Source organism: Burkholderia sp. SR8, from assembly GCF_052851275.1.
Genome location: NZ_JAULUC010000006.1, coordinates 20339 through 39319 on the forward strand (window position 1 = coordinate 20339; position 18981 = coordinate 39319).

The 18981-nt window shown below is 69.8% G+C and carries 16 protein-coding genes; 9 read left to right on the plus strand and 7 right to left on the minus strand.

The window, feature by feature from the left end:
- Nucleotides 1-39 precede the first annotated feature (39 nt).
- Together Q3A80_RS09220 and Q3A80_RS09225 are read right to left on the minus strand one after the other, a co-directional pair.
- Nucleotides 40-918, minus strand: a complete 879-nt coding sequence (locus Q3A80_RS09220) for a helix-hairpin-helix domain-containing protein (protein ID WP_446328736.1) — start codon at nt 916-918, stop codon at nt 40-42.
- A 186-nt stretch (nt 919-1104) separates the two neighbouring features.
- The gene (locus Q3A80_RS09225) at nt 1105-2670 is read right to left on the minus strand and encodes a sigma-70 family RNA polymerase sigma factor (protein ID WP_446328737.1); all 1566 of its coding nucleotides are present in this window, start codon (nt 2668-2670) and stop codon (nt 1105-1107) included.
- Nucleotides 2671-2979: 309 nt separating this feature from the next.
- Between Q3A80_RS09225 and Q3A80_RS09230 the strand changes: the two genes are divergently transcribed.
- Nucleotides 2980-3387, plus strand: a complete 408-nt coding sequence (locus tag Q3A80_RS09230) for a hypothetical protein (RefSeq protein ID WP_446328738.1) — start codon at nt 2980-2982, stop codon at nt 3385-3387.
- A gap of 33 nt (nt 3388-3420) precedes the next feature.
- Nucleotides 3421-4236: an SH3 domain-containing protein gene (locus Q3A80_RS09235; protein ID WP_446328739.1), complete on the plus strand. Its 816-nt coding sequence runs from the start codon at nt 3421-3423 to the stop codon at nt 4234-4236.
- 101 nt (nt 4237-4337) lie between these two features.
- Here the strand turns inward: Q3A80_RS09235 and ilvD are convergent, their stop codons facing one another.
- The 4 genes from ilvD to Q3A80_RS09255 form a co-directional block, all read right to left on the minus strand.
- Nucleotides 4338-6197 carry a dihydroxy-acid dehydratase gene (gene ilvD / locus Q3A80_RS09240; RefSeq protein ID WP_446328740.1) on the minus strand — a complete coding sequence of 620 codons (1860 nt, stop codon included), beginning with the start codon at nt 6195-6197 and terminating at the stop codon, nt 4338-4340.
- A gap of 505 nt (nt 6198-6702) precedes the next feature.
- Nucleotides 6703-7725: an Ldh family oxidoreductase gene (locus Q3A80_RS09245; RefSeq protein WP_446328741.1), complete on the minus strand. Its 1023-nt coding sequence runs from the start codon at nt 7723-7725 to the stop codon at nt 6703-6705.
- Nucleotides 7718-9310, minus strand: coding sequence for an aldehyde dehydrogenase (NADP(+)) (locus Q3A80_RS09250; protein ID WP_446328742.1), 1593 nt, complete (start codon nt 9308-9310; stop codon nt 7718-7720). Before Q3A80_RS09250 ends, Q3A80_RS09245 begins: the two co-directional genes overlap by 8 nt.
- 71 nt (nt 9311-9381) lie before the next feature.
- Entirely contained in the window at nt 9382-11007 is a 1626-nt protein-coding gene (locus tag Q3A80_RS09255) for an APC family permease (RefSeq protein WP_446328743.1), read from the minus strand.
- A gap of 603 nt (nt 11008-11610) precedes the next feature.
- Between Q3A80_RS09255 and Q3A80_RS09260 the strand changes: the two genes are divergently transcribed.
- From Q3A80_RS09260 to Q3A80_RS09275, 4 genes are all read left to right on the plus strand, one after another.
- Nucleotides 11611-12543 carry a 4-hydroxyproline epimerase gene (locus Q3A80_RS09260; protein ID WP_446329002.1) on the plus strand — a complete coding sequence of 311 codons (933 nt, stop codon included), beginning with the start codon at nt 11611-11613 and terminating at the stop codon, nt 12541-12543.
- Entirely contained in the window at nt 12540-13667 is a 1128-nt protein-coding gene (locus Q3A80_RS09265) for an NAD(P)/FAD-dependent oxidoreductase (protein ID WP_446328744.1), read from the plus strand. The genes Q3A80_RS09260 and Q3A80_RS09265 overlap by 4 nt, the downstream gene beginning before the upstream one ends.
- Nucleotides 13668-13746: 79 nt before the next feature.
- Nucleotides 13747-13980 carry a 2Fe-2S iron-sulfur cluster-binding protein gene (locus Q3A80_RS09270; RefSeq protein WP_096499103.1) on the plus strand — a complete coding sequence of 78 codons (234 nt, stop codon included), beginning with the start codon at nt 13747-13749 and terminating at the stop codon, nt 13978-13980.
- Nucleotides 13977-15272: an FAD-dependent oxidoreductase gene (locus Q3A80_RS09275; protein ID WP_446328745.1), complete on the plus strand. Its 1296-nt coding sequence runs from the start codon at nt 13977-13979 to the stop codon at nt 15270-15272. The genes Q3A80_RS09270 and Q3A80_RS09275 overlap by 4 nt, the downstream gene beginning before the upstream one ends.
- A gap of 52 nt (nt 15273-15324) precedes the next feature.
- Here the strand turns inward: Q3A80_RS09275 and Q3A80_RS09280 are convergent, their stop codons facing one another.
- The gene (locus Q3A80_RS09280) at nt 15325-16269 is read right to left on the minus strand and encodes a LysR family transcriptional regulator (RefSeq protein WP_446328746.1); all 945 of its coding nucleotides are present in this window, start codon (nt 16267-16269) and stop codon (nt 15325-15327) included.
- A 163-nt stretch (nt 16270-16432) separates the two neighbouring features.
- Here Q3A80_RS09280 and gtdA point away from each other — a divergent pair, with 163 nt between their 5' ends.
- From gtdA to maiA, 3 genes are all read left to right on the plus strand, one after another.
- Nucleotides 16433-17479, plus strand: a complete 1047-nt coding sequence (gene gtdA / locus Q3A80_RS09285) for a gentisate 1,2-dioxygenase (RefSeq protein WP_446328747.1) — start codon at nt 16433-16435, stop codon at nt 17477-17479.
- Between the two features lie 111 nt (nt 17480-17590).
- Nucleotides 17591-18289, plus strand: coding sequence for a fumarylacetoacetate hydrolase family protein (locus tag Q3A80_RS09290; protein WP_446328748.1), 699 nt, complete (start codon nt 17591-17593; stop codon nt 18287-18289).
- 37 nt (nt 18290-18326) lie between these two features.
- The gene (maiA, locus tag Q3A80_RS09295; protein WP_446328749.1) at nt 18327-18968 is read left to right on the plus strand and encodes a maleylacetoacetate isomerase; all 642 of its coding nucleotides are present in this window, start codon (nt 18327-18329) and stop codon (nt 18966-18968) included.
- The last annotated feature ends 13 nt before the right edge of the window (nt 18969-18981 follow it).

Below are 18981 nucleotides of genomic sequence, written 5' to 3' on the forward strand. Positions count from 1 at the left end.
TCGCCGGCACCCGGCGTGGCGGCTGGCGGCCCGCCTGCGTCATCCCGCGTAATACACGCGGCATTCCATCTCGCGTCCGCGCACGATCCGTTTGCCGACGAGCGAGCCGAGCGTGCCGGTGACGATGGTCCGCTGGTGCTCGCATTGCAACGCATCGTAGAAGTAAAGCGCGACCCAGTCCGCGGTGCGCCCGGACTCCTGCGCGCGCGCCGGATACGGGCACAGCGCGGTGAAATGCCAGCCGCCCTTCGTCATGTGCATCACGGGCGGCGATACGCTGACGTCCGCGTTCAGGCGCCGCGACACGAGCATCGGCAGCGCGCCGGCGGCGGCCTTGTTGCGGTACAGCCGGTCGATGTAAAGCAGCAGCTCGACCGGCGGTTCGGTGCCGAGATCGGCGTCGCGCGCGTGGCCTTGCCAGCGCCGGCGGCGCGTCAGCACGTCGTCGAGCGCCGCGCGGATGCCGGCCGCGCGCCGCGGGCCGACGCCCGCGATCGCTTCGAGCCGGCCGTTGCGGGCCGCGCGCTCGAGCTCCTCGAGCGTGTCGATGTGCAATTCGTCGTGAATCCGCAGTGCGAGCGCGTGACCGATGCCCGGCACGGCTTCGAACGCGGACGCGCGTTCGGCGTCGCCGCGCAGCCGGTCGAGCAGGCGCCAGCGCCCGGTCACCAGCAACTCGGCGATCGCCTGCGCGACGCCCGTGCCGATCTGCGGCAGCGCGCCGAGCGCGTCGACGCCGCCCGCGTCGAACCGGGTGCGGATCGCATCGTCGAGCGACTCGAGCGTGTCGGCCGCCGTGCGATAGGCGGCCACCCGATAGGGATTCGCGCCCTGGTCGGCAAGCAGCTGCGCGGCTTCGCGCAGGCAGTCCGCGACCTGGCGGTTTTCCTCGTGCGTCTGGCTGAAGGTCGTCTGCATGGTGAGGGACCCGGGGAAGCGCAAACGGAATGGACGCGGTGCGCGACGCACCGCTTTACCTTTCATTTCAGCATATTGTGGCCGCAAGCGACGAGCAAAACTTGATGCGCGTCAATGGCAAACGTTGCACCGACGGAACCGGGTCACACGCGTTCGTGCCGGGATCCGGCACGAACGCGCGACCCGTTACGCGTCGAGGAACGACTGCGCGCCCTCGGCCTCGGCGGCCGTGCGCAGCGTCGCCAGCGCGCGCTTCTCGATCTGCCGCACGCGTTCGCGCGACATGCCGGCGTCCTGCGCGATCGCGTCGTAGGTATCGGGCTCGGCGCCGCCGAGGCCGAACCGCCGGCGCAGCACGTCGGCCTCGGTGGGCGTGACCGTTCGCAGCAGCGACGTCACGCACTCGCGCATGCGCGAATCCGCGAGACGCTCGAACGGGCTCGTCGACGCCTGGTCCTCGATCAGGTCGACGAGGCCGGTGTCCGCGTCGGGCAGCGGCGTGTCCAGCGACAGCGGCTCGGCGGGCAGCGCGAGCACCGCGCGCAGCTTGTCCTCGGCGAGCCCGGTTTCGGCCGCGAGCTCGGCCGGCGTCGCGCGGCGGCCGGTGCGCTGGCGGAAGCGCAGCGCATGCCGCTGCACGCGCTGGTACTGGTCGCCGACGTGCACCGGCACGCGGATCGTGCGCGAGCGGTCGGCCACTGCGCGTGCGACGGCCTGCCGGATCCACCAGGTCGCGTAGGTCGAGAACTTGAAGCCGCGCCGGTATTCGAACTTCTCGATCGCGCGCATCAGGCCGAGACAGCCGTCCTGCACGAGGTCGGGCAGGTCGACGCCGCGGTTCAGGTACTTGCGCGCGATCGACAGCACGAGCCGCAGGTTCGCTTCCAGCATCGCGCGCGTGCCGTCGCGCACCTTTTGCTGGCCATCGCTGAGCGCGGCGCCGAGTGCGCGGCGCGCGACCGTGTCGAAGCACGCGTCGTCGGCGCCGGCCTCCGTGGTCGTATTGACCGGCGTGGCCGCGAGCGCACGCACGACGCGGCTCGCGTCGTCGACGGCCGGGGCGACCCATGCGAGCGAACCGAGCAGGGCGGCCAGATGGTTGCGCGCGTCGCGGTATGCGTCCGAGCGGCAGCCGTGCGCATGCAACGCGTGGCGCACGGCCGCGACCGCGGCTTGTAGCGCGTCGTCGCGTGCAGGTGCAGGCGGTGCGTCGTGTTCCCCGTCGACGTCGTCGCCTTCGTCGCCTTCGTCGCCGGCCGCGCCGGTTGCACCCGTGGCGCCGCGGCGTGCGAGCAGCGTCTCGATCGCGGCCGGACAGCCGGCGAGCGCATGCAGGATCTGATGGCGGCCCGTTTCGATTTCGCGCGCGAGCACGATTTCGTCCTCGCGCTTGAGCAGCGGCACCGCGTGGATACGCCGCATGTAGAGCGCGAGCGGGTCGGTCGATGCGCTCGTGCCGCGGGCGAGGTCGCCGAGTAGCGCACGGCCTTCGTCGAGCGTGTCGCGATCGACGTCGACCGGCGCCGCGGCCGCGAACGGCACCGGTGCGGCCGGCTCGTCGAGCACGGCGATGCCGATGTCCGCGAGCGCGGCGCGCACGACGTCCAGCGCGTCGGGACTGTCGCTTTCCGGCGGCAGCGCGTCGACGAGGTCGGCGTGCGTCAGATAACCCTGTTCGCCGGCGAGCGCCAGCAGCTGGATGATCGGATCGAGGGGCGTGTCCGCCCGAAGCGTGGGGCGTGGCGTAGTCATGTCGATGGCGGCGCGAGCCGCGTTCCTGTCTGGGCGGGCCGAAGTCCGCGGGTTTCAGGCCGCCGGAGGCCGCGAACACCCGTCCGCGCCGGTCAGTCTGACTCGATATTCAAGGTGAGGGCAGTTGCGCCAACTTCAACGGCGGCGCGGCAGACGCCGAAGCAGACGACGTGCCTGCACGGTCCGGCGCCTGCATTCCAGCGCAGAAACAAAAAGTAACCGATCAAATCCGCGGAAACATGCAGGGGACGTAAGCTAGAGTCAGGCGCGCGCCACGCGGCGACGCGCGGATTCCTGCGGAGCAACGAGATGAACCCGATTCCCGCCGCGAGGCCTGCCGTCATGGCGGTGGCGATGCTCGCGCTGAGCGGCTGCTATTACACGGGCCCTTACGGCTATGCACCGTATTACGCACCGGTGCCGGCCACGCTGTCGCAGCGCGAGATCGCGGTGGCGCCGGCGAGCACCGCGCCGGCTGCACCGCCTTCGTCGGACGATTACGCGTACGCGCCGGCTCCCGTTTATGCCGCGCCCGTCTATGTGCCTTACCCGGCCTACTATCCCGCGTACTACCCGGGCTGGTACGGGCCGCCCGTCACGATCGGCCTCGGCTTCTGGGGGCATTGGGGCGGCGGGTACCGCGGCGGGTACTGGCACCGACCGTGGGGCGGCGGCCACTGGGGTGGCGGACACTGGGGCGGTGGCCATCGACACTGACCGACGCGCGGCGGCACCGCGCGGGAGAGCACCATGAGCAACACCATCATCCGAAGTCTGTGCGCCGTGCTGTTCGGCATCGCGGCCATACCGGGCATCGCCGATGCGCAGAGCAGCGCGTATACGAACTCGGGAGCCGACCTCTATGCGGGGCCGGCGCCGGATTATCCGGTCGTCGCCGAAATTCCACCGGGCACCGCGCTCGACGTGTTCGGCTGCCTGAGCGACTACTCGTGGTGCGACGTCGCGCTGCCGGGCGTGCGCGGCTGGATCGACGCCGAACAACTCGACTATCCGTACCGGGGCAGCTACGTGCCGCTGCTCGAGTATGGCGCGATCATCGGCGTGCCGGTGACCGGCTTCGCGATCGGCGCGTACTGGGACCGCTATTACCGCAACCGGCCGTGGTTCCACGATCGCGACCGCTGGGAGCGGCGCGCCGAGCCGCGCATCGGCCCCGGCGGCGTACCGCCCGCATACGGCCGCCCGCAACCGGGCGGGCCGATCCAGCGTGCGCCCGGCGGCGTGCCGCCCGCGCAGCATGACGCACGGCCGTCGGCCACGCGCGGCGGCTGGAACGGCCCGAACCGCATGCCGGCGCCGCAGGCCCCGCAGGCCGCACCGGCTCCTGCGCCGATGCCGGCGCCCATGCCCGGTGCCGGCGGCAATGCGCGGCCGCCGGCTGCAGTCGCGCATCCCGCGCCCCCGCAGGGCGGCGCGCCGCGCATGATGCCGCCGCAGGGGAATCCGGGCGGCGGCGGTTACGGTGGCAGATCGCAGGGAGGCGGCGACCACGACGGCGGCCATGGCGGCGGCGGTGGTGCTCGCAGCGACGAATATCGCCGTTGATGGACGGCGTCGACGCCGGCGCCGGACGAAAAAAAAGCCGCTCCGGAGAGCGGCTTCTGCAGCGGGCGTCGCGGGCCGCTCGTGCGGCCCGCCGCCCGGCGTCAGTCGTCGAGCAGCGACAGGTCGCGCACGGCGCCCTTGTCGGCCGACATCACGAGCTTCGCATAGGCCTTCAGCGCCGCGGACACCTTGCGCGGACGCGGTTGCGCCGGCTTCCAGCCCTTCGCGTTCTGCTCTTCGCGGCGGCGTGCGAGTTCCTCGTCCGACACCAGCACGTCGATCGTGCGGTTCGGAATGTCGATGCGGATCTTGTCGCCGTCGCGCACGAGGCCGATCGCGCCGCCCGCTGCCGCTTCCGGCGAGCAGTGACCGATCGACAGGCCCGACGTGCCGCCCGAGAAGCGGCCATCCGTCAGCAGCGCGCATGCCTTGCCGAGGCCCTTCGACTTGATGTAGCTCGTCGGGTACAGCATTTCCTGCATGCCGGGGCCGCCCTTCGGGCCTTCGTAGCGCACGATCACCACGTCGCCGGCCTTGACCTTGTCGTTCAGGATGTTCTCGACTGCTTCGTCCTGCGACTCGGTCACGTGCGCCGAGCCTTCGAACACGAGGATGCTTTCATCGACGCCGGCCGTCTTCACCACGCAGCCGTCGAGCGCGATGTTGCCCGTCAGCACCGCGAGACCGCCTTCCTTCGAGAAGGCATGCTCGTACGAGCGGATGCAGCCTTCGGCGCGGTCGAGGTCGAGGCTCGGCCAGCGCGTGTTCTGGCTGAACGCGACCTGCGTCGGGATTCCGGCCGGGCCGGCCAGGTAGAACGTGCGGACCGCTTCGTCTTCGGTGCGGACGATGTCCCACTGGTCGAGCGCGTCCTTCAGCGTCGGCGCGTGCACGGTCGGCACGTCGGTGTGCAGCTTGCCGGCGCGGTCGAGCTCGCCGAGGATCGCCATGATGCCGCCGGCGCGGTGCACGTCCTCGATGTGGTACTTGTTCGTGTTCGGCGCGACCTTGCACAGCTGCGGCACGATGCGCGACAGGCGATCGATGTCCTTCATCGTGAAGTCGATGCCGGCTTCCTGCGCGATCGCGAGCAGGTGCAGGATCGTGTTGGTCGAGCCGCCCATCGCGATGTCGAGCGTCATCGCGTTCTCGAACGCCTTGAAGCCGACCGAGCGCGGCAGCACGCGCATGTCGTCCTGCTCGTAGTGCTGGCGCGTGAGTTCGACGATGCGGCGGCCGGCGCGCTTGAACAGCTGCTCGCGATCGGCGTGCGTCGCGACGACCGTGCCGTTGCCCGGCAGCGACAGCCCGAGCGCTTCGGTCAGGCAGTTCATCGAGTTCGCGGTGAACATGCCCGAGCACGAGCCGCAGGTCGGGCACGCCGAGCGTTCGACTTCGGCGACGTCCGCATCCGAATACGACTGGTCGGCCGCGATCACCATCGCGTCGACGAGGTCGAGCTTCTTCAGTTCGATGGCCTTGGTGACCGGGTTCGCGAGACGCGTCTTGCCGGCTTCCATCGGGCCGCCCGACACGAAGATTACCGGAATGTTCAGGCGCATCGCGGCCATCAGCATCCCCGGCGTGATCTTGTCGCAGTTCGAGATGCAGACCATCGCGTCCGCGCAGTGCGCGTTCACCATGTATTCGACCGAGTCGGCGATGATGTCGCGGCTCGGCAGCGAGTACAGCATGCCGTCGTGGCCCATCGCGATGCCGTCGTCGACCGCGATCGTGTTGAATTCCTTCGCGACGCCGCCCGCCGCTTCGATCTCGCGCGCGACGAGCTGGCCGAGATCCTTCAGGTGCACGTGCCCGGGCACGAACTGCGTGAACGAGTTGACGACCGCGATGATCGGCTTCGAGAAATCGTCGTCTTTCATGCCGGTGGCGCGCCACAGCGAGCGCGCACCTGCCATGTTGCGGCCGGCGGTGGAGGTTTTGGAACGGTATGTGGGCATTGTGATGGCTGAAGAAATATCGCGGAAAAGGGTGGAGGCACGGGAATAAAGGCCTCTCGCGCGCCCGTGCGAACAACCTCTTGAGCTGCGCCCTGGGCAAACTCGACGATTATCCCACAGCCGCCGGGCGGGCGGCGGGCGCGGCGGGAGGCGACGCGATGCCGGTGGCCGGCCGGGCGGCGACTGAACGTACCGGGCGCCGAGGTGCCAAGGCGCCGAGGTGCCAAGGTGCCAAGGTGCCAAGGTGCCAAGGTGCCAAGGTGCCAAGGTGCCAAGGTGCCAAGGTGCCAAGGTGCCAAGTGCCAAGTGCCAAGTGCCAAGTGCCAAGTGCCAAGTGCCAAGTGCCAAGTGCCAAGGTGCCGAAATGCCGAGATGCGGAGGCGGAAAAGCGAAGGCTGACACGCGAAGGTGAACAGGCGAAAAGGCCATCGCCGGCAGAACCGCGCGGCGGCTTCACCGCCCGTTCCGCCGACGATGAAGCCGTGCCGTGCCGCTCGATCGCGCGTCAGTCGAGCAGCGTCAGGATTTCGTCGTACAACGGCTTCGGAATCCGCACGCCGTGCGCGATGCTGCGCGCCCGTGCATCGAAGCGCCGCTGCGACGGCAGCCGCGCGCCTTGCCCGGTGATCGACGCGAACATCCGCTCGCCGCGCGCGAGGCCGGCCTCGAGCTCGTCGCCGAGGAACACCTTCGGATCGAACGCGATCACGAGCTCGCCATGGCACGGCGTCGCGCCGACGCCTTCGTCGAATTCCATCGATTCCCGGCTCGTCATGTCGCCGATCAGCGCGCCGCCGAGCAGCTCGACCATCGCCGCGAGTGCCGAGCCCTTGTGTCCGCCGAACGTGCGCATCGCGCCCTGCAGCGCGGCCTTCGGATCGGTGGTCGGCCGGCCGTCGGCATCGATCGCCCAGTGCGGCGGGATCGGTTTGCCGAGCTTCGCGTGCAACTCGATGTCGCCGCGCGCGATTGCGCTCGTCGCGAAGTCGAACACGAACGGCACGCCCCCCGGGCGCGGCCACGCGAATGCGATCGGGTTGGTGCCGAACACCGGTTCGCGGCCGCCTTCCGGCGCGACCCAGCTGTGGCTCGGATTCATCGCGATGCCGACCAGTCCCTCGGCGGCAATCGCCTCGACCTCCGGCCACAGTGCCGAGAAGTGATAGCAGCGATGGATCGCCATCGCGGCGATCCCGTGCTGCTTCGCCATCTCGACGAGCACCGGCAGGCCGGTTTCAAAGCTCAGCAGCGAGAAACCGCGATGCGCGTCGACCGCGACGATCGACGACGACAGCCGGCGCAGCGTCGGCACGGCCTGCGGATCGACCTTGCCCTTCTTCAGCGAGCGCACGCACACGAGCAGCCGGTACACGCCGTGCGAATGGCACTCGTCGCGCTGACCCTGCGTGATCACGCGCGCGATCGCCCGCGCGTGCGCATCCGACATCCCGTTGTGGGTCAGCACCCGCAGCGCGAGTGCATGGACCTCGTCGAGCGACAGGACGACTTCGGCGAGCGGCTCAGACATCGCGCGCTTCCCGCGGCGCGGGCACGCCGTCGATGCGTTGCGGCACGTTCAGCGGGTTGCCGTTGCGGATCGCGTCGGGCAGCAGCGCGTCCGGCACGTCCTGATACGACACGGGGCGCAGGAAACGCTCGATCGCGCGCGCGCCGACCGACGTCGTGCGCGTGTCGGACGTGGCCGGGAACGGGCCGCCGTGCACCATCGCGTGACCGACCTCGACACCGGTGCCGAACCCGTTGACGAGAATGCGGCCGGCCTTGCGCTCCAGCGTCGGGCGCAGTGCGGCGAACAGCGCGGCGTCCCCGTCGGCGAGATGCGCGGCGATCGTCAACTGGCCTTCGAGCGACTTCAGCACGCGATGCAGCGTGTCGGCATCCGCGCAGCGGACGATCAGCGACGCAGGACCGAACACTTCGTCGCGCAGTTCGGGGTGCGCGATGAACGCGTCGGCCGACGTCGCGAACAGCGCTGCGCGTGCCTGGTAGCGGCCGCCTTCGACGCCTTCGGCGAGCAGCTCGACCGCATCGTGCGCGCGCAGTGCGGTGACGCCCTGCGCGTAGCTTGCGTGGATGTGCGGCGTCAGCATCGTCTGCGCGGCGGTCGCCTGCACGGCCGTGGCCGCCGCGGCTTCGAACGCGCGCAGCGCGGGGCCGTCGACGGCGAGCACGAGGCCCGGGTTCGTGCAGAACTGGCCGGCGCCGAGCGCGAGCGACGCGACGAACTGCGGCGCAATCGTATCGTGGCGCGCATCGAGCGCGGCCGGGAACAGCAGCACCGGGTTGATCGAGCTCATTTCCGCGTAGACCGGAATCGGCTCGTGGCGCGCGGCCGCGATGTTCATCAGCGCGACGCCGCCGCGGCGCGAGCCGGTGAAGCCGACGGCCTTGATGCGCGCGTCTGCGACGAGCGCCTGGCCGATTTCGCGCGATGCGTCGAACAGTAGCGAGAACACGCCGGCCGGCAGCCCGCATTCGCGCACGGCCTGCTGGATCGCGCGGCCGACGAGCTCCGACGTGCCCGGATGCGCGGAGTGCGCCTTGACGATCACCGGGCAGCCGGCCGCGAGGGCCGAGGCGGTATCGCCGCCGGCCACCGAGAACGCGAGCGGGAAGTTCGATGCGCCGAACACGGCGACCGGCCCGATCGCGACGTTGCGCAGGCGCAGGTCGACGCGCGGCAGCGGCTTGCGGTCCGGGCGCGCGGGATCGATGCGCGCATCGACGTAGCCGCCGTCGCGCACGAGCGACGCGAACAGCGCGAGCTGGCCGACCGTGCGGCCGCGTTCGCCTTCGATGCGCGCGCGCGGCAGGCCGGTTTCGGTCATGCAGCGCTCGATCAGGTCGTCGCCGAGCGCCATGATGTTGCGGCCGATCGCGTCGAGAAACGCGGCGCGCTGCTCGGGGTTCGTTTCGCGGTACGTATCGAATGCATCGTCGGCGAGCGCGCAGGCCGTCTCCAGGTCGTGCAGGCTCGCGCCGCCGAATGCGGGTTCGAGCGCTTCGCCGGTCGCGGCGGCGATGCCGTGGAGGGTGCCGTTCTGTCCGGCGATGGCCGACTGGCCGATCAGGAGCTGACCTGTGAGTTGCATGGTTTTCCTCGAAAAATGCGGAGCCGGGCGTCGTGTGCCCGGCCGGGAGTGGAAAGGGGAAGGCGCGGGTGTCAGCCTTCGTCGTCTTCGAGCTGCAGCTTGTCGGAGCGGACGCCGGTGTTGGCGCCCCAGTAGTAGATGACGAGCGCGACGGCCGCGACGACGACCGTGTCGTACGGATGCGCGAGCTGGCCGGTACCGCCGAAGCCGCCGAAATACGACAGCACGATCATGGCCGCGTAGAACGCGATCAGCCACGCGGACGAGCGCACCTGCTCGGCGAGGCTCAGGTGCGCGGTCGGCACCCAGCGGCGGCACGCGAGGTAGATCACGAACATCGCGATCTGCAGGCCGAGCAGCCAGGACACCGTGCTCCAGCCCGACCAGTAGACGATCAGCGCGGCGATCACGAACGACGCGGGGCCGGTGATGCCGAACGCGACCGCGCGGAACGGCCGCGGCAGGTCGGGCGCGGTGCGGCGCAGCGCGGCGACCGACACGGGCGCGACCGCGTAGCTGAGCACGAGTGCGGCCGACACGATGTTGATCAGCGCTTCCCACGACGGGAACGGCATCGTCCAGAAGATCGCGAGGCCGAACGTGAGCCACAGGCCCGCGCGCGGGATGCCCGACGCTTCGTCGACGCGCGTGAACACCTTGAAGAAGGTGCCCGTCTTCGCCCAGCCGTAGACGACGCGCGGCGTCGCGTTCATGTAGATGTTGCCGCACCCGCTCGGCGAGATCATCGCGTCGGCGACGACCATCACCGCGAGCCAGCCGACGCCGAGCGCGAGTGCGATGTCGCGGTACGGCAGCGAGAACGCCTTGCTGACGTCGTGCCAGCCGGCGGCGAGCATGTCGGTGGGGATGCTGCCGATGAACGCGAGCTGCAGCAGCACGTAGATCAGCGTGGACAGCAGGATCGACAGGATCAGCGCGATCGGGATCGTGCGCTGCGGATTGCGCACTTCGCTCGCGACCGACACGATCGGCGTGAGGCCGAGATACGCGAAGATGATGCCGCCGGCCGACACGGCCATTTCGATGCCCGGCATGCCGAACGGCGCGAAGCCGTGCACGGTCAGGTTGGCGGGCTTGAAGAACGTGAACAGCACCGCGATCACCGACAGCGGCACGATGAACTTGAAGATGCTGATGATGTTGTTCGCCTTCGCGAACGTCTTCACGCTCGAATAGTTCAGGTAAAAGAAGAAGCACAGCAGCGCGGCCTGCACGAGCCAGCCGATCGTCGTCGGATCGCTCGATCCGGCCTTCGTCAGGCCGGGGAACCACGCCGCCGCGTACTGGCGCGCGGCGACCACTTCGATCGCGATCAGGCTCGAAAAGGCGATCAGCGTGATGAAGCCCATCAGGTAGCCGAGCAGCGGGCCGTGCGAGAACACCGGATAGCGGACCACGCCGCCCGCGCGCGGCAGCGCGGCGCCGAGCTCGCAATAGACGATGCCGAGCAGCAGCACCGCGAAGCCGCCGAGCAGCCACGAGAAGATGCCGGCCGGGCCGGCGATCGTCGACACGTGGCTCGCGGCGAACAGCCAGCCCGAACCGAAGATCGCACCGAGGCCGATGAACGTGAGGTCGGTCAGCGACAGCTGTTTCTTGAATTTGCCGTGACCGCCGTCGGCGGGCACGGAACGGGAAAGCGGGACGGACGGGTGGGTGTTGCCTTGGCCTGGCATGGGTTTGTCTCCTGGGAAATATCGGGGCAGGCTGGTCGGCGCCGCGCTCCGACGGAGCAGCGGTGCGGTACCTGCCGGCCGGCGTGCGACCGGTTCGAACGACCGGGGCGGGCCGCGGACCGTCGATGCGCAGCGCGCGCTGGCGCTGCGGCGAACGGGCCCGTTCGGCCCTGCCGGACCGGTGGTGGCGATGCGACGGGGGGAAGCCGCCGCACCGCCGGGGGGAAATCGGTCAGCGGTTCACGGGGCCCGGTTCGGCGCGGTGCGCGGCGTCGAAAGCGCTGGAAGCGCCCGGTACGAACCGGTTGCTGACGGCGGGGAACACTCCGGTCCGCTGGATGGCGTTTCGGCTCACTGCAATCTCCTGCTTCATGTCGGCCGACGACAGGCGCGTCGACGTGCAACCAGTATCGCCGTGCAAACACCCATCACGCTTGAGTCGTATCGCGGAGCAGAATGACGAAATCGGCACAGTGGCCGGAAGGGTTCCGAAAGGTGCTCCGCACTATGCCGATTTCGTCGCCGCCTTCATCGAAAAGCCACAAGCGGACGGACGCGCGACGGAGGAAGCTATGCTCCTTTCCCCACTTCGGACGGCTCATGATGAAGCGCATCCAGATCATCGATTCGCACACCGGCGGCGAACCCACGCGGCTCGTCGTGTCCGGTTTTCCGTCGCTCGGCAACGGCACGATGGCCGAGCGTCGCGACGTGCTCGCGCGCGAGCACGACCGCTACCGCACCGCGTGCATTCTCGAGCCGCGCGGCAGCGACGTGCTGGTCGGCGCGCTGCTGTGCGAGCCCGTGTCGCCGGAAGCGGCGGCCGGCGTGATCTTCTTCAACAACAGCGGCTATCTCGGGATGTGCGGGCACGGCACGATCGGCGTCGTGCGCACGCTGCATCACATGGGCCGCATTGCGCCGGGCGTGCACAAGATCGAAACGCCGGTCGGCACCGTCGAGGCGACGCTGCACGACGACCTGTCGGTGAGCGTGCGCAACGTGCTCGCGTATCGCCATGCGAAGGGCGTCGAGGTCGACGTGCCGGGTTACGGCCCGGTGAAGGGCGACATCGCGTGGGGCGGCAACTGGTTCTTCCTGATCAGCGATCACGGCCAGCGTGTGGCCGGCGACAACGTCGCCGCGCTGACCGCGTATTCGTCCGCGGTGCGCGCGGGGCTCGAGTGCGCGGGGATCACGGGCGCGAACGGCGGCGAGATCGACCATATCGAACTGTTCGCGGACGATCCCGAACACGACAGCCGCAGCTTCGTGCTGTGCCCGGGTCACGCGTACGACCGTTCGCCGTGCGGCACCGGCACGAGCGCGAAGCTCGCGTGCCTCGCGGCCGACGGCAAGCTCGAACCGGGCGTCGTGTGGCGCCAGGCGAGCGTGATCGGCAGCGTGTTCCACGCAAGCTATGTGCAGGCCGACGGCGGCATCGTGCCGACGATCCGCGGCAGCGCGCACCTGAGCGCGGAAGCGACATTGCTGATCGAGGAAGACGATCCGTTCGGCTGGGGCATCGTGTCGTGAGCGAGACCCGTACCGACGTCGTCGTGATCGGCGCCGGCATCGTCGGCGCCGCGTGTGCGCATGAACTCGCGCAGCGCGGGCTGCGCGTGCTCGTCGTCGACGACGCGAGCGGCGGCGCGACGGGCGCCGGCATGGGCCACCTCGTCGCGATGGACGACAACGCGGCCGAGCTCGCGCTGAGCCACTACTCGATCGAGCAGTGGCGCGCGCTCGCCGGCGAGATGCCGGAAGGCTGCGCGTACCGCAACTGCGGCACGCTGTGGCTCGCGGCGGATGCCCACGAGATGGACCTCGCGCGCGCGAAGCAGGCGACGCTCGCCGCGCACGGCGTCGCGGGCGAGCTGATCGATGCGCAAACGCTCGCGCAACTCGAACCGATGTTGCGCGCAGGCCTCGGCGGCGCGCTGAAGATTCCCGGCGATGCGATTCTCTATGCGCCGGTCGCTGCAAGCTGGCTGTTGCAGCGAGCGCCGGGCATCGCGTTGCGGCGCGAGCGGGCGGTGGCGGTCGACGGCGCGAGCGTGACACTCGCGAGCGGCGCGACGCTGCGCGCGGAACGCGTGGTCGTCGCGAACGGCGTCGCCGCGCGCACGCTGTTGCCCGAACTGCCGCTGCGCCCGAAGAAGGGCCATCTGTTGATCACCGACCGCTATCCGGGCCAGGTATCGCACCAGCTCGTCGAGCTCGGCTATGCGGCGAGCGCGCATGCGAGCGACGGCACGTCGGTCGCATTCAACGTGCAGCCGCGGCCGACGGGCCAGCTGCTGATCGGCTCGTCGCGCCAGTTCGACACCGAGGACCCTCGTATCGAGCCGCCGGTGCTCTCGCGCATGCTGCGCCGCGCGGTCGGCTATCTCCCCGATCTCGCCGAACTGAACGCCATCCGCTCGTGGACGGGCTTCCGTTCCGCGAGCCCCGACGGACTGCCGCTGCTCGGCGAACATCCGGCGCGGCCGGGCGTGTGGCTCGCGGTCGGGCACGAAGGGCTCGGCGTGACGACCGCGCCGGGCAGCGCGCGGCTGGTCGCCGCGCTGATGACCGGCGAGCGGCCGCCCATCGATATCGAACCGTATTTGCCGGGACGTTTTCTGACGACGTCCCCCGTCGCCGGAGCGCTGACATGAAACGACCCCCACGCTCACTTCGTTCGCTGCCCCCCGCGGGGGCGGTCAGCCCCCTTGGGGCGGCCCGGCGGAGGTTGACATGATCATTCATCTGGACGGCCGCGCGCTGACGGTGGCCGACGGTGCGACCGTCGCGGCTGCCATCGCGGCGAGCGGCGACGACACGACGCGCGTGTCGTGCACGGGTGCGGCGCGTGCGCCGTTTTGCGGTATGGGCATCTGCCAGGAGTGCAGGATGACGATCGACGGCCGCCGCCGACTGGCTTGCCAGACGCTGTGCCGCGACGGGATGCGGGTGGAGCGCACGCGATGAGCACGGCGAAACAGGAACGACTGAGCGTCGACGTCGCGATCGTCGGCGCGGGCCCGGCCGGGCTGTCGGCCGCGCGGGCGGCCGCGCGAAGCGGAGCGACGATCGCGATTGTCGACGACAACCCGCGCGCAGGCGGGCAAATCTGGCGCCAGGCGGCCAACGCGACGCCGGCGCCGGCCGCCGCGGAACGCCTCGCGGTGCTGCGACAGCCGAACGTTACGCATCTCGCGGGCACGCGCATCGTCGCGGAAACGCGGCCGGGCACGCTGCTGCTGGAAGACGACGAACGCGGGTTGCTGCTCGAATTCCGCACGCTGATCGTCTGCTGCGGCGCGCGCGAGCTGCTGCTGCCGTTCCCGGGCTGGACGCTGCCCGGCGTGACCGGCGCGGGCGGCCTGCAGGCGCTGATCAAATACGGCCTCGACGTGCGCGGCCAGCGCACGATGATCGCCGGCAGCGGTCCGCTGCTGCTCGCGAGCGCGGCGACGGCCCGTCAGGCCGGCGCGCAGGTGTCGCACGTGCTCGAACAGGCCGCATGGGGCGATGTCGCCGGCTTCGGTGCCGGGCTGTGGCGCTGGCCGTCGAAGCTCGCGCAGGCCGCGAAGCTCGTCACCGCCGCGTACCGGCCCAATGCATACGTCGTCGAAGCGTTCGGCGACAAGCGGCTCGAACGCGTGCGGATCCGGCAGGGCGAGCGCGAGTTCGACGTCGACTGCGACCGGCTCGCGTGCGGCTTCGGCCTCGTGCCGAACACCGTGCTGCTGAGTCATCTCGGCTGCCGGATCGAGAACGGCGCGGTCGTGGTCGATGCGCATCAGCGCACGAGCCGCGACGGCTGTTTCGCCGCGGGCGAATGCACCGGTGTCGGCGGCAGCGAGCTCGCGATGGTCGAAGGCGAGATCGCCGGCTGCGCGGCCACCGGGCAAACGGAGCGGCTCGCTGCGCTGGTCGCGCAGCGCGCACGCTGGCAGGCGTTCGCGGATGCGGTGCGAGAGCGCTTCGCGATCCGCGAGCCGATCCGCCGGCTCGCGCGTCCCGATACGCTGCTGTGCCGGTGCGAGGACGTGCGTTTCGACGCAGTGGCAGACGCGGTCGCGGCCGCGCCGGCACCCGGCTGGACGGCCGCGAAACTGCAGACGCGCTGCGGGATGGGCGCATGCCAGGGCCGCGTCTGCGGCGCGGCCGCGCAGGCGCTGTTCGGCTGGACGCCGCCGGTGCCGCGCACGCCGCTCGTGCCCGCGCGAGTCGGCACGCTGATGCTGGACGATACGGCGTGCTGCGACGGCGCGTGACGCCCGACGCCCGACGCTGAGGCGGCACGGCACGCGCCGGCCGCCTCGGCGCTCATTCGACGTTCACTTTCTCCCATCCGCCGACCTGCGGTGCCGCACAGGCACGCAGGCACTCGATCGTGGCGGCCACGGCCGCGCGATTCGCGCTGTCCGGATGCCAGTAGATCGACACCGCGCCCTGGCCCTCGAGCTGCATCGGCAGGATGCGGATCGCGTTCAATTGCTCGAAGCGCCGCGCGGCACGGTGCGACGCGACGCCGAGCAGGTCGGTGTTGTTCAGCAGCGTGAGATTCAGGATCGACGAATTCGATTCGACGCAGTGCGGCGGCTGCACGCGGCCCGCGGCCGTCAGTGCGACCTGCAGCGCGTTGTGCACGGGCGTGCCGGACGGCCAGACGATCCACGAGTACGCGAGTACCTCGTCCCAGCCCACCGATGCCGCGCCGGCGAGCGCGTGATCGGGCCGCGCGACGAACACCACCGGATCGACATAAAGCGCCTCGGCGTGCAGGTGCGGATCGACGGACGCCGACCCTGAGCGCCCGACGACGATGTCCAGCTCGCCGCGTGCGAGTTGCGGCATCAATTGATTCATCGTGCTTTCGGTGAGCCGCACCTGCGCACGCGGCATCCGCTTCAGCAATTGCGACACCGCGAGCGGCACCGTATCGGCGGCCGCGACGCCCGACGTGCCGATCGTCACCAGGCCGCTGCCGCCTTCGCGCAGCGCGGCCATGTCGTCGCGCGCGACGTCGAGCTGCGCCTCCACGCGGCGCGCATGCTCGATCAGCGCGTCGCCGTACGCGGTCGGCCGCAATCCGCGCGCGTGCCGCTCGAACAGCGGCAGGCCGACGTCCTCCTCCAGTTCCTTCAGCCATTTCGACAGCGCGGGCTGCGTGGTCGCGAGCGCCGCCGCCGACTGGCTCAGGTTGCCCGTGCTCGCCAGGCTCAGCAGCACTTGCAGGTGCCGCAATCGCAGCCGGTAGGTCCAGTCCATCGCGCGCTCCGTATCGGAAAATATATCCAAAACAATATGGATTAGATGATTTCGCCATTTTACTGGGTATGTCTGCGTCGAATATAAATTCGCTGACGGACTGCAGCACGCAGCCCCCGACCGGACACAGCGCCGACCGCGATCGGCCGCCCAAGGAGACATGATGACCAGCCGACACCCGGATACGTCGCGCGCCGACTACTACGCACGAATCGCCGAACAGCGTCTCGCGCCGTTGTGGGAATCGCTGCACAACCTCGTGCCGAAAACGCCGCAGCCGGCCGCGCAACCCGCGATCTGGAAGTACGCGCAGGTGCGCGACCTGGTGATGCAGGCCGGCAACGTGATCAGCGCGGAAGAAGCCGTGCGGCGCGTGCTGGTGCTGGAGAACCCCGGGCTGCCCGGCAAGTCGAGCATGACGCCGAGCCTGTACGCGGGGCTGCAGCTGATCCTGCCGGGCGAGATTGCGCCGAGCCACCGGCATACGCAGTCGGCGCTGCGCTTCATCGTCGAAGGCAGCGGCGCATGGACCGCGGTGAACGGCGAGCGCACGACGATGCATCCGGGCGACTTCATCATCACGCCGTCGTGGGCGTGGCACGACCACGGCAATCCGTCCGCGGAAGACGGCGGCGAGCCGGTCGTGTGGCTCGACGGGCTGGACATTCCGCTCGTCGCGAGCCTCGACGCGGGCTTCGCGGAGAACTATCCGCAAGCCGAGCAACCCGTCAGCCGCGCGGAAGGCGACAGCTTCGCGCGCTTCGGTCACAACATGGTGCCGGTCCGGCATCGCGTGAGCGACCCGACGTCGCCGGTGTTCAGCTATCCGTACGCACGCACCCGCGAAGCGCTCGACGCGCTGTACCGCAACGGCGAGCTCGACGCGTGGGACGGCGTGAAACTGCGCTACGTGAACCCCGCGACGGGCGGCTGGCCGATGCCGACGATCGCGACGTTCATGCAGTTGCTGCCCGCCGGCTTCGACGGCCGCACGTATCGCAGCACCGACGCGACGATCTACTGCGTCGTCGAAGGCAGCGGCACCGCGCACATCGGCGGCGACGCATTCGCGTTCGAGCCGCACGACATCTTCGTCGCGCCGTCGTGGGCGCCGGTGCGGCTGTCGGCGTCGTCCGACAGCGTGCTGTTCAGCTATTCCGACCGGCCGGTGCTGTCCGAGTTGAACCTGCTGCGCGAAGTTCGCGAGTGATCGTGAGTGACCGCGATCGAGCGCGGCCGGTTTCAACGATTTTCCCGCTTCCTTTCGTGCGCCGCCGCAGCGGCGCGCGTTCCTCCTTTCATGCTAACGCAGGAGCCGTTCATGACTTACGTTTTCCCGCCCGAAGCGCCGGTCGCGCTTCCCGTCGCCGGTAGCGACGCCCGCTTCGCGGTCCGCCGCGTGTACTGCGTCGGCCGCAACTACGCGGCGCATGCGCGCGAGATGGGTTTCGATCCCGATCGCGAGCCGCCGTTCTTCTTCTGCAAGCCGGCCGATTCGGTCGTGCCGGTCGCGTACGGCGAAACGCTCGAACTCGCCTATCCGTGGCAGACGCAGAACTACCACTACGAGGCGGAACTCGTCGCGATGATCGGCAAAGGCGGTTCGGACATTCCGGTCGAACACGCGCTCGACCACGTGTGGGGCTATGCAGTCGGGCTCGACATGACGCGCCGCGATCTGCAGATGAAGATGCGCGAGATGGGCCGTCCGTGGGAAATCGGCAAGGCATTCGATCGTTCCGCGCCGGTCGGGCCCGTGCATCGGGCGAGCGACGTCGGTCACTTCGAGCAGGGCGGCCTGTGGCTCACCGTCAACGGCGCGACGAAGCAGAAGAGCGACGTGTCGCACCTGATCTGGTCGGTCGCCGAAACCGTCGCCGACCTGTCGAAGTTCTTCCGCCTCGAACCGGGCGACGTGATCTTCACCGGCACGCCGGAAGGAGTCGGCGCGGTGGTGAAGGGCGACGTGATGAAGGTCGGCGTCGAGCGTCTCGGCGAACTGGCCGTACGCGTGGTCTGACGCGCGTGCGTCGTTTTCCCCGAAGAAAGGTCACATCGTGCAACTGCATAGCTTCTTCAACAGTTCGACGTCCTATCGGGTGCGCATCGCACTCGCGCTGAAAGGAATGCCGTACGACACGCTGCCGGTGAACATCCGCACCGGCGAGCATCGCGACGCCGGCTACGTCGCGCAGGTGAATCCGTCGGCGTCGGTGCCGGCGCTGGTCGACGGCGATTTCCGTCTCGGCCAGTCGCTCGCGATCATCGACTACCTCGATCAGCTCCATCCGGCGCCGCGGCTGATTCCTGCGGAACCGCGCCAACGTGCACGCGTGCTGGAACTCGCGACGCTGATCGCGTGCGACATCCATCCGGTCAACAACCTGCGCGTGCTGCGCTACCTCGACAGCGAACTGCAGGTCACGCCGCAGCAGAAGAGCGCGTGGTACCGGCACTGGATCGCGGAAGGGATGGCCGCCGTCGAGCGCCTCCTCGCGCGCGCGGACGCGGGCCCGTGGTGTTTCGGCGATGCGCCGACGCTCGCCGACGTGTGCCTGGTGCCGCAGATCGCGAACGCGTTGCGGATGGATTGCGACCTGAGCGCGTATCCGCGCAGCCTTGCGATTTACGAACACGCGCGGCACGAGCCGGCGTTCGACGCGGCGCAGCCGCAGCGGCAGCCGGACTACGTCGCGTAACACGAAGCAGGAG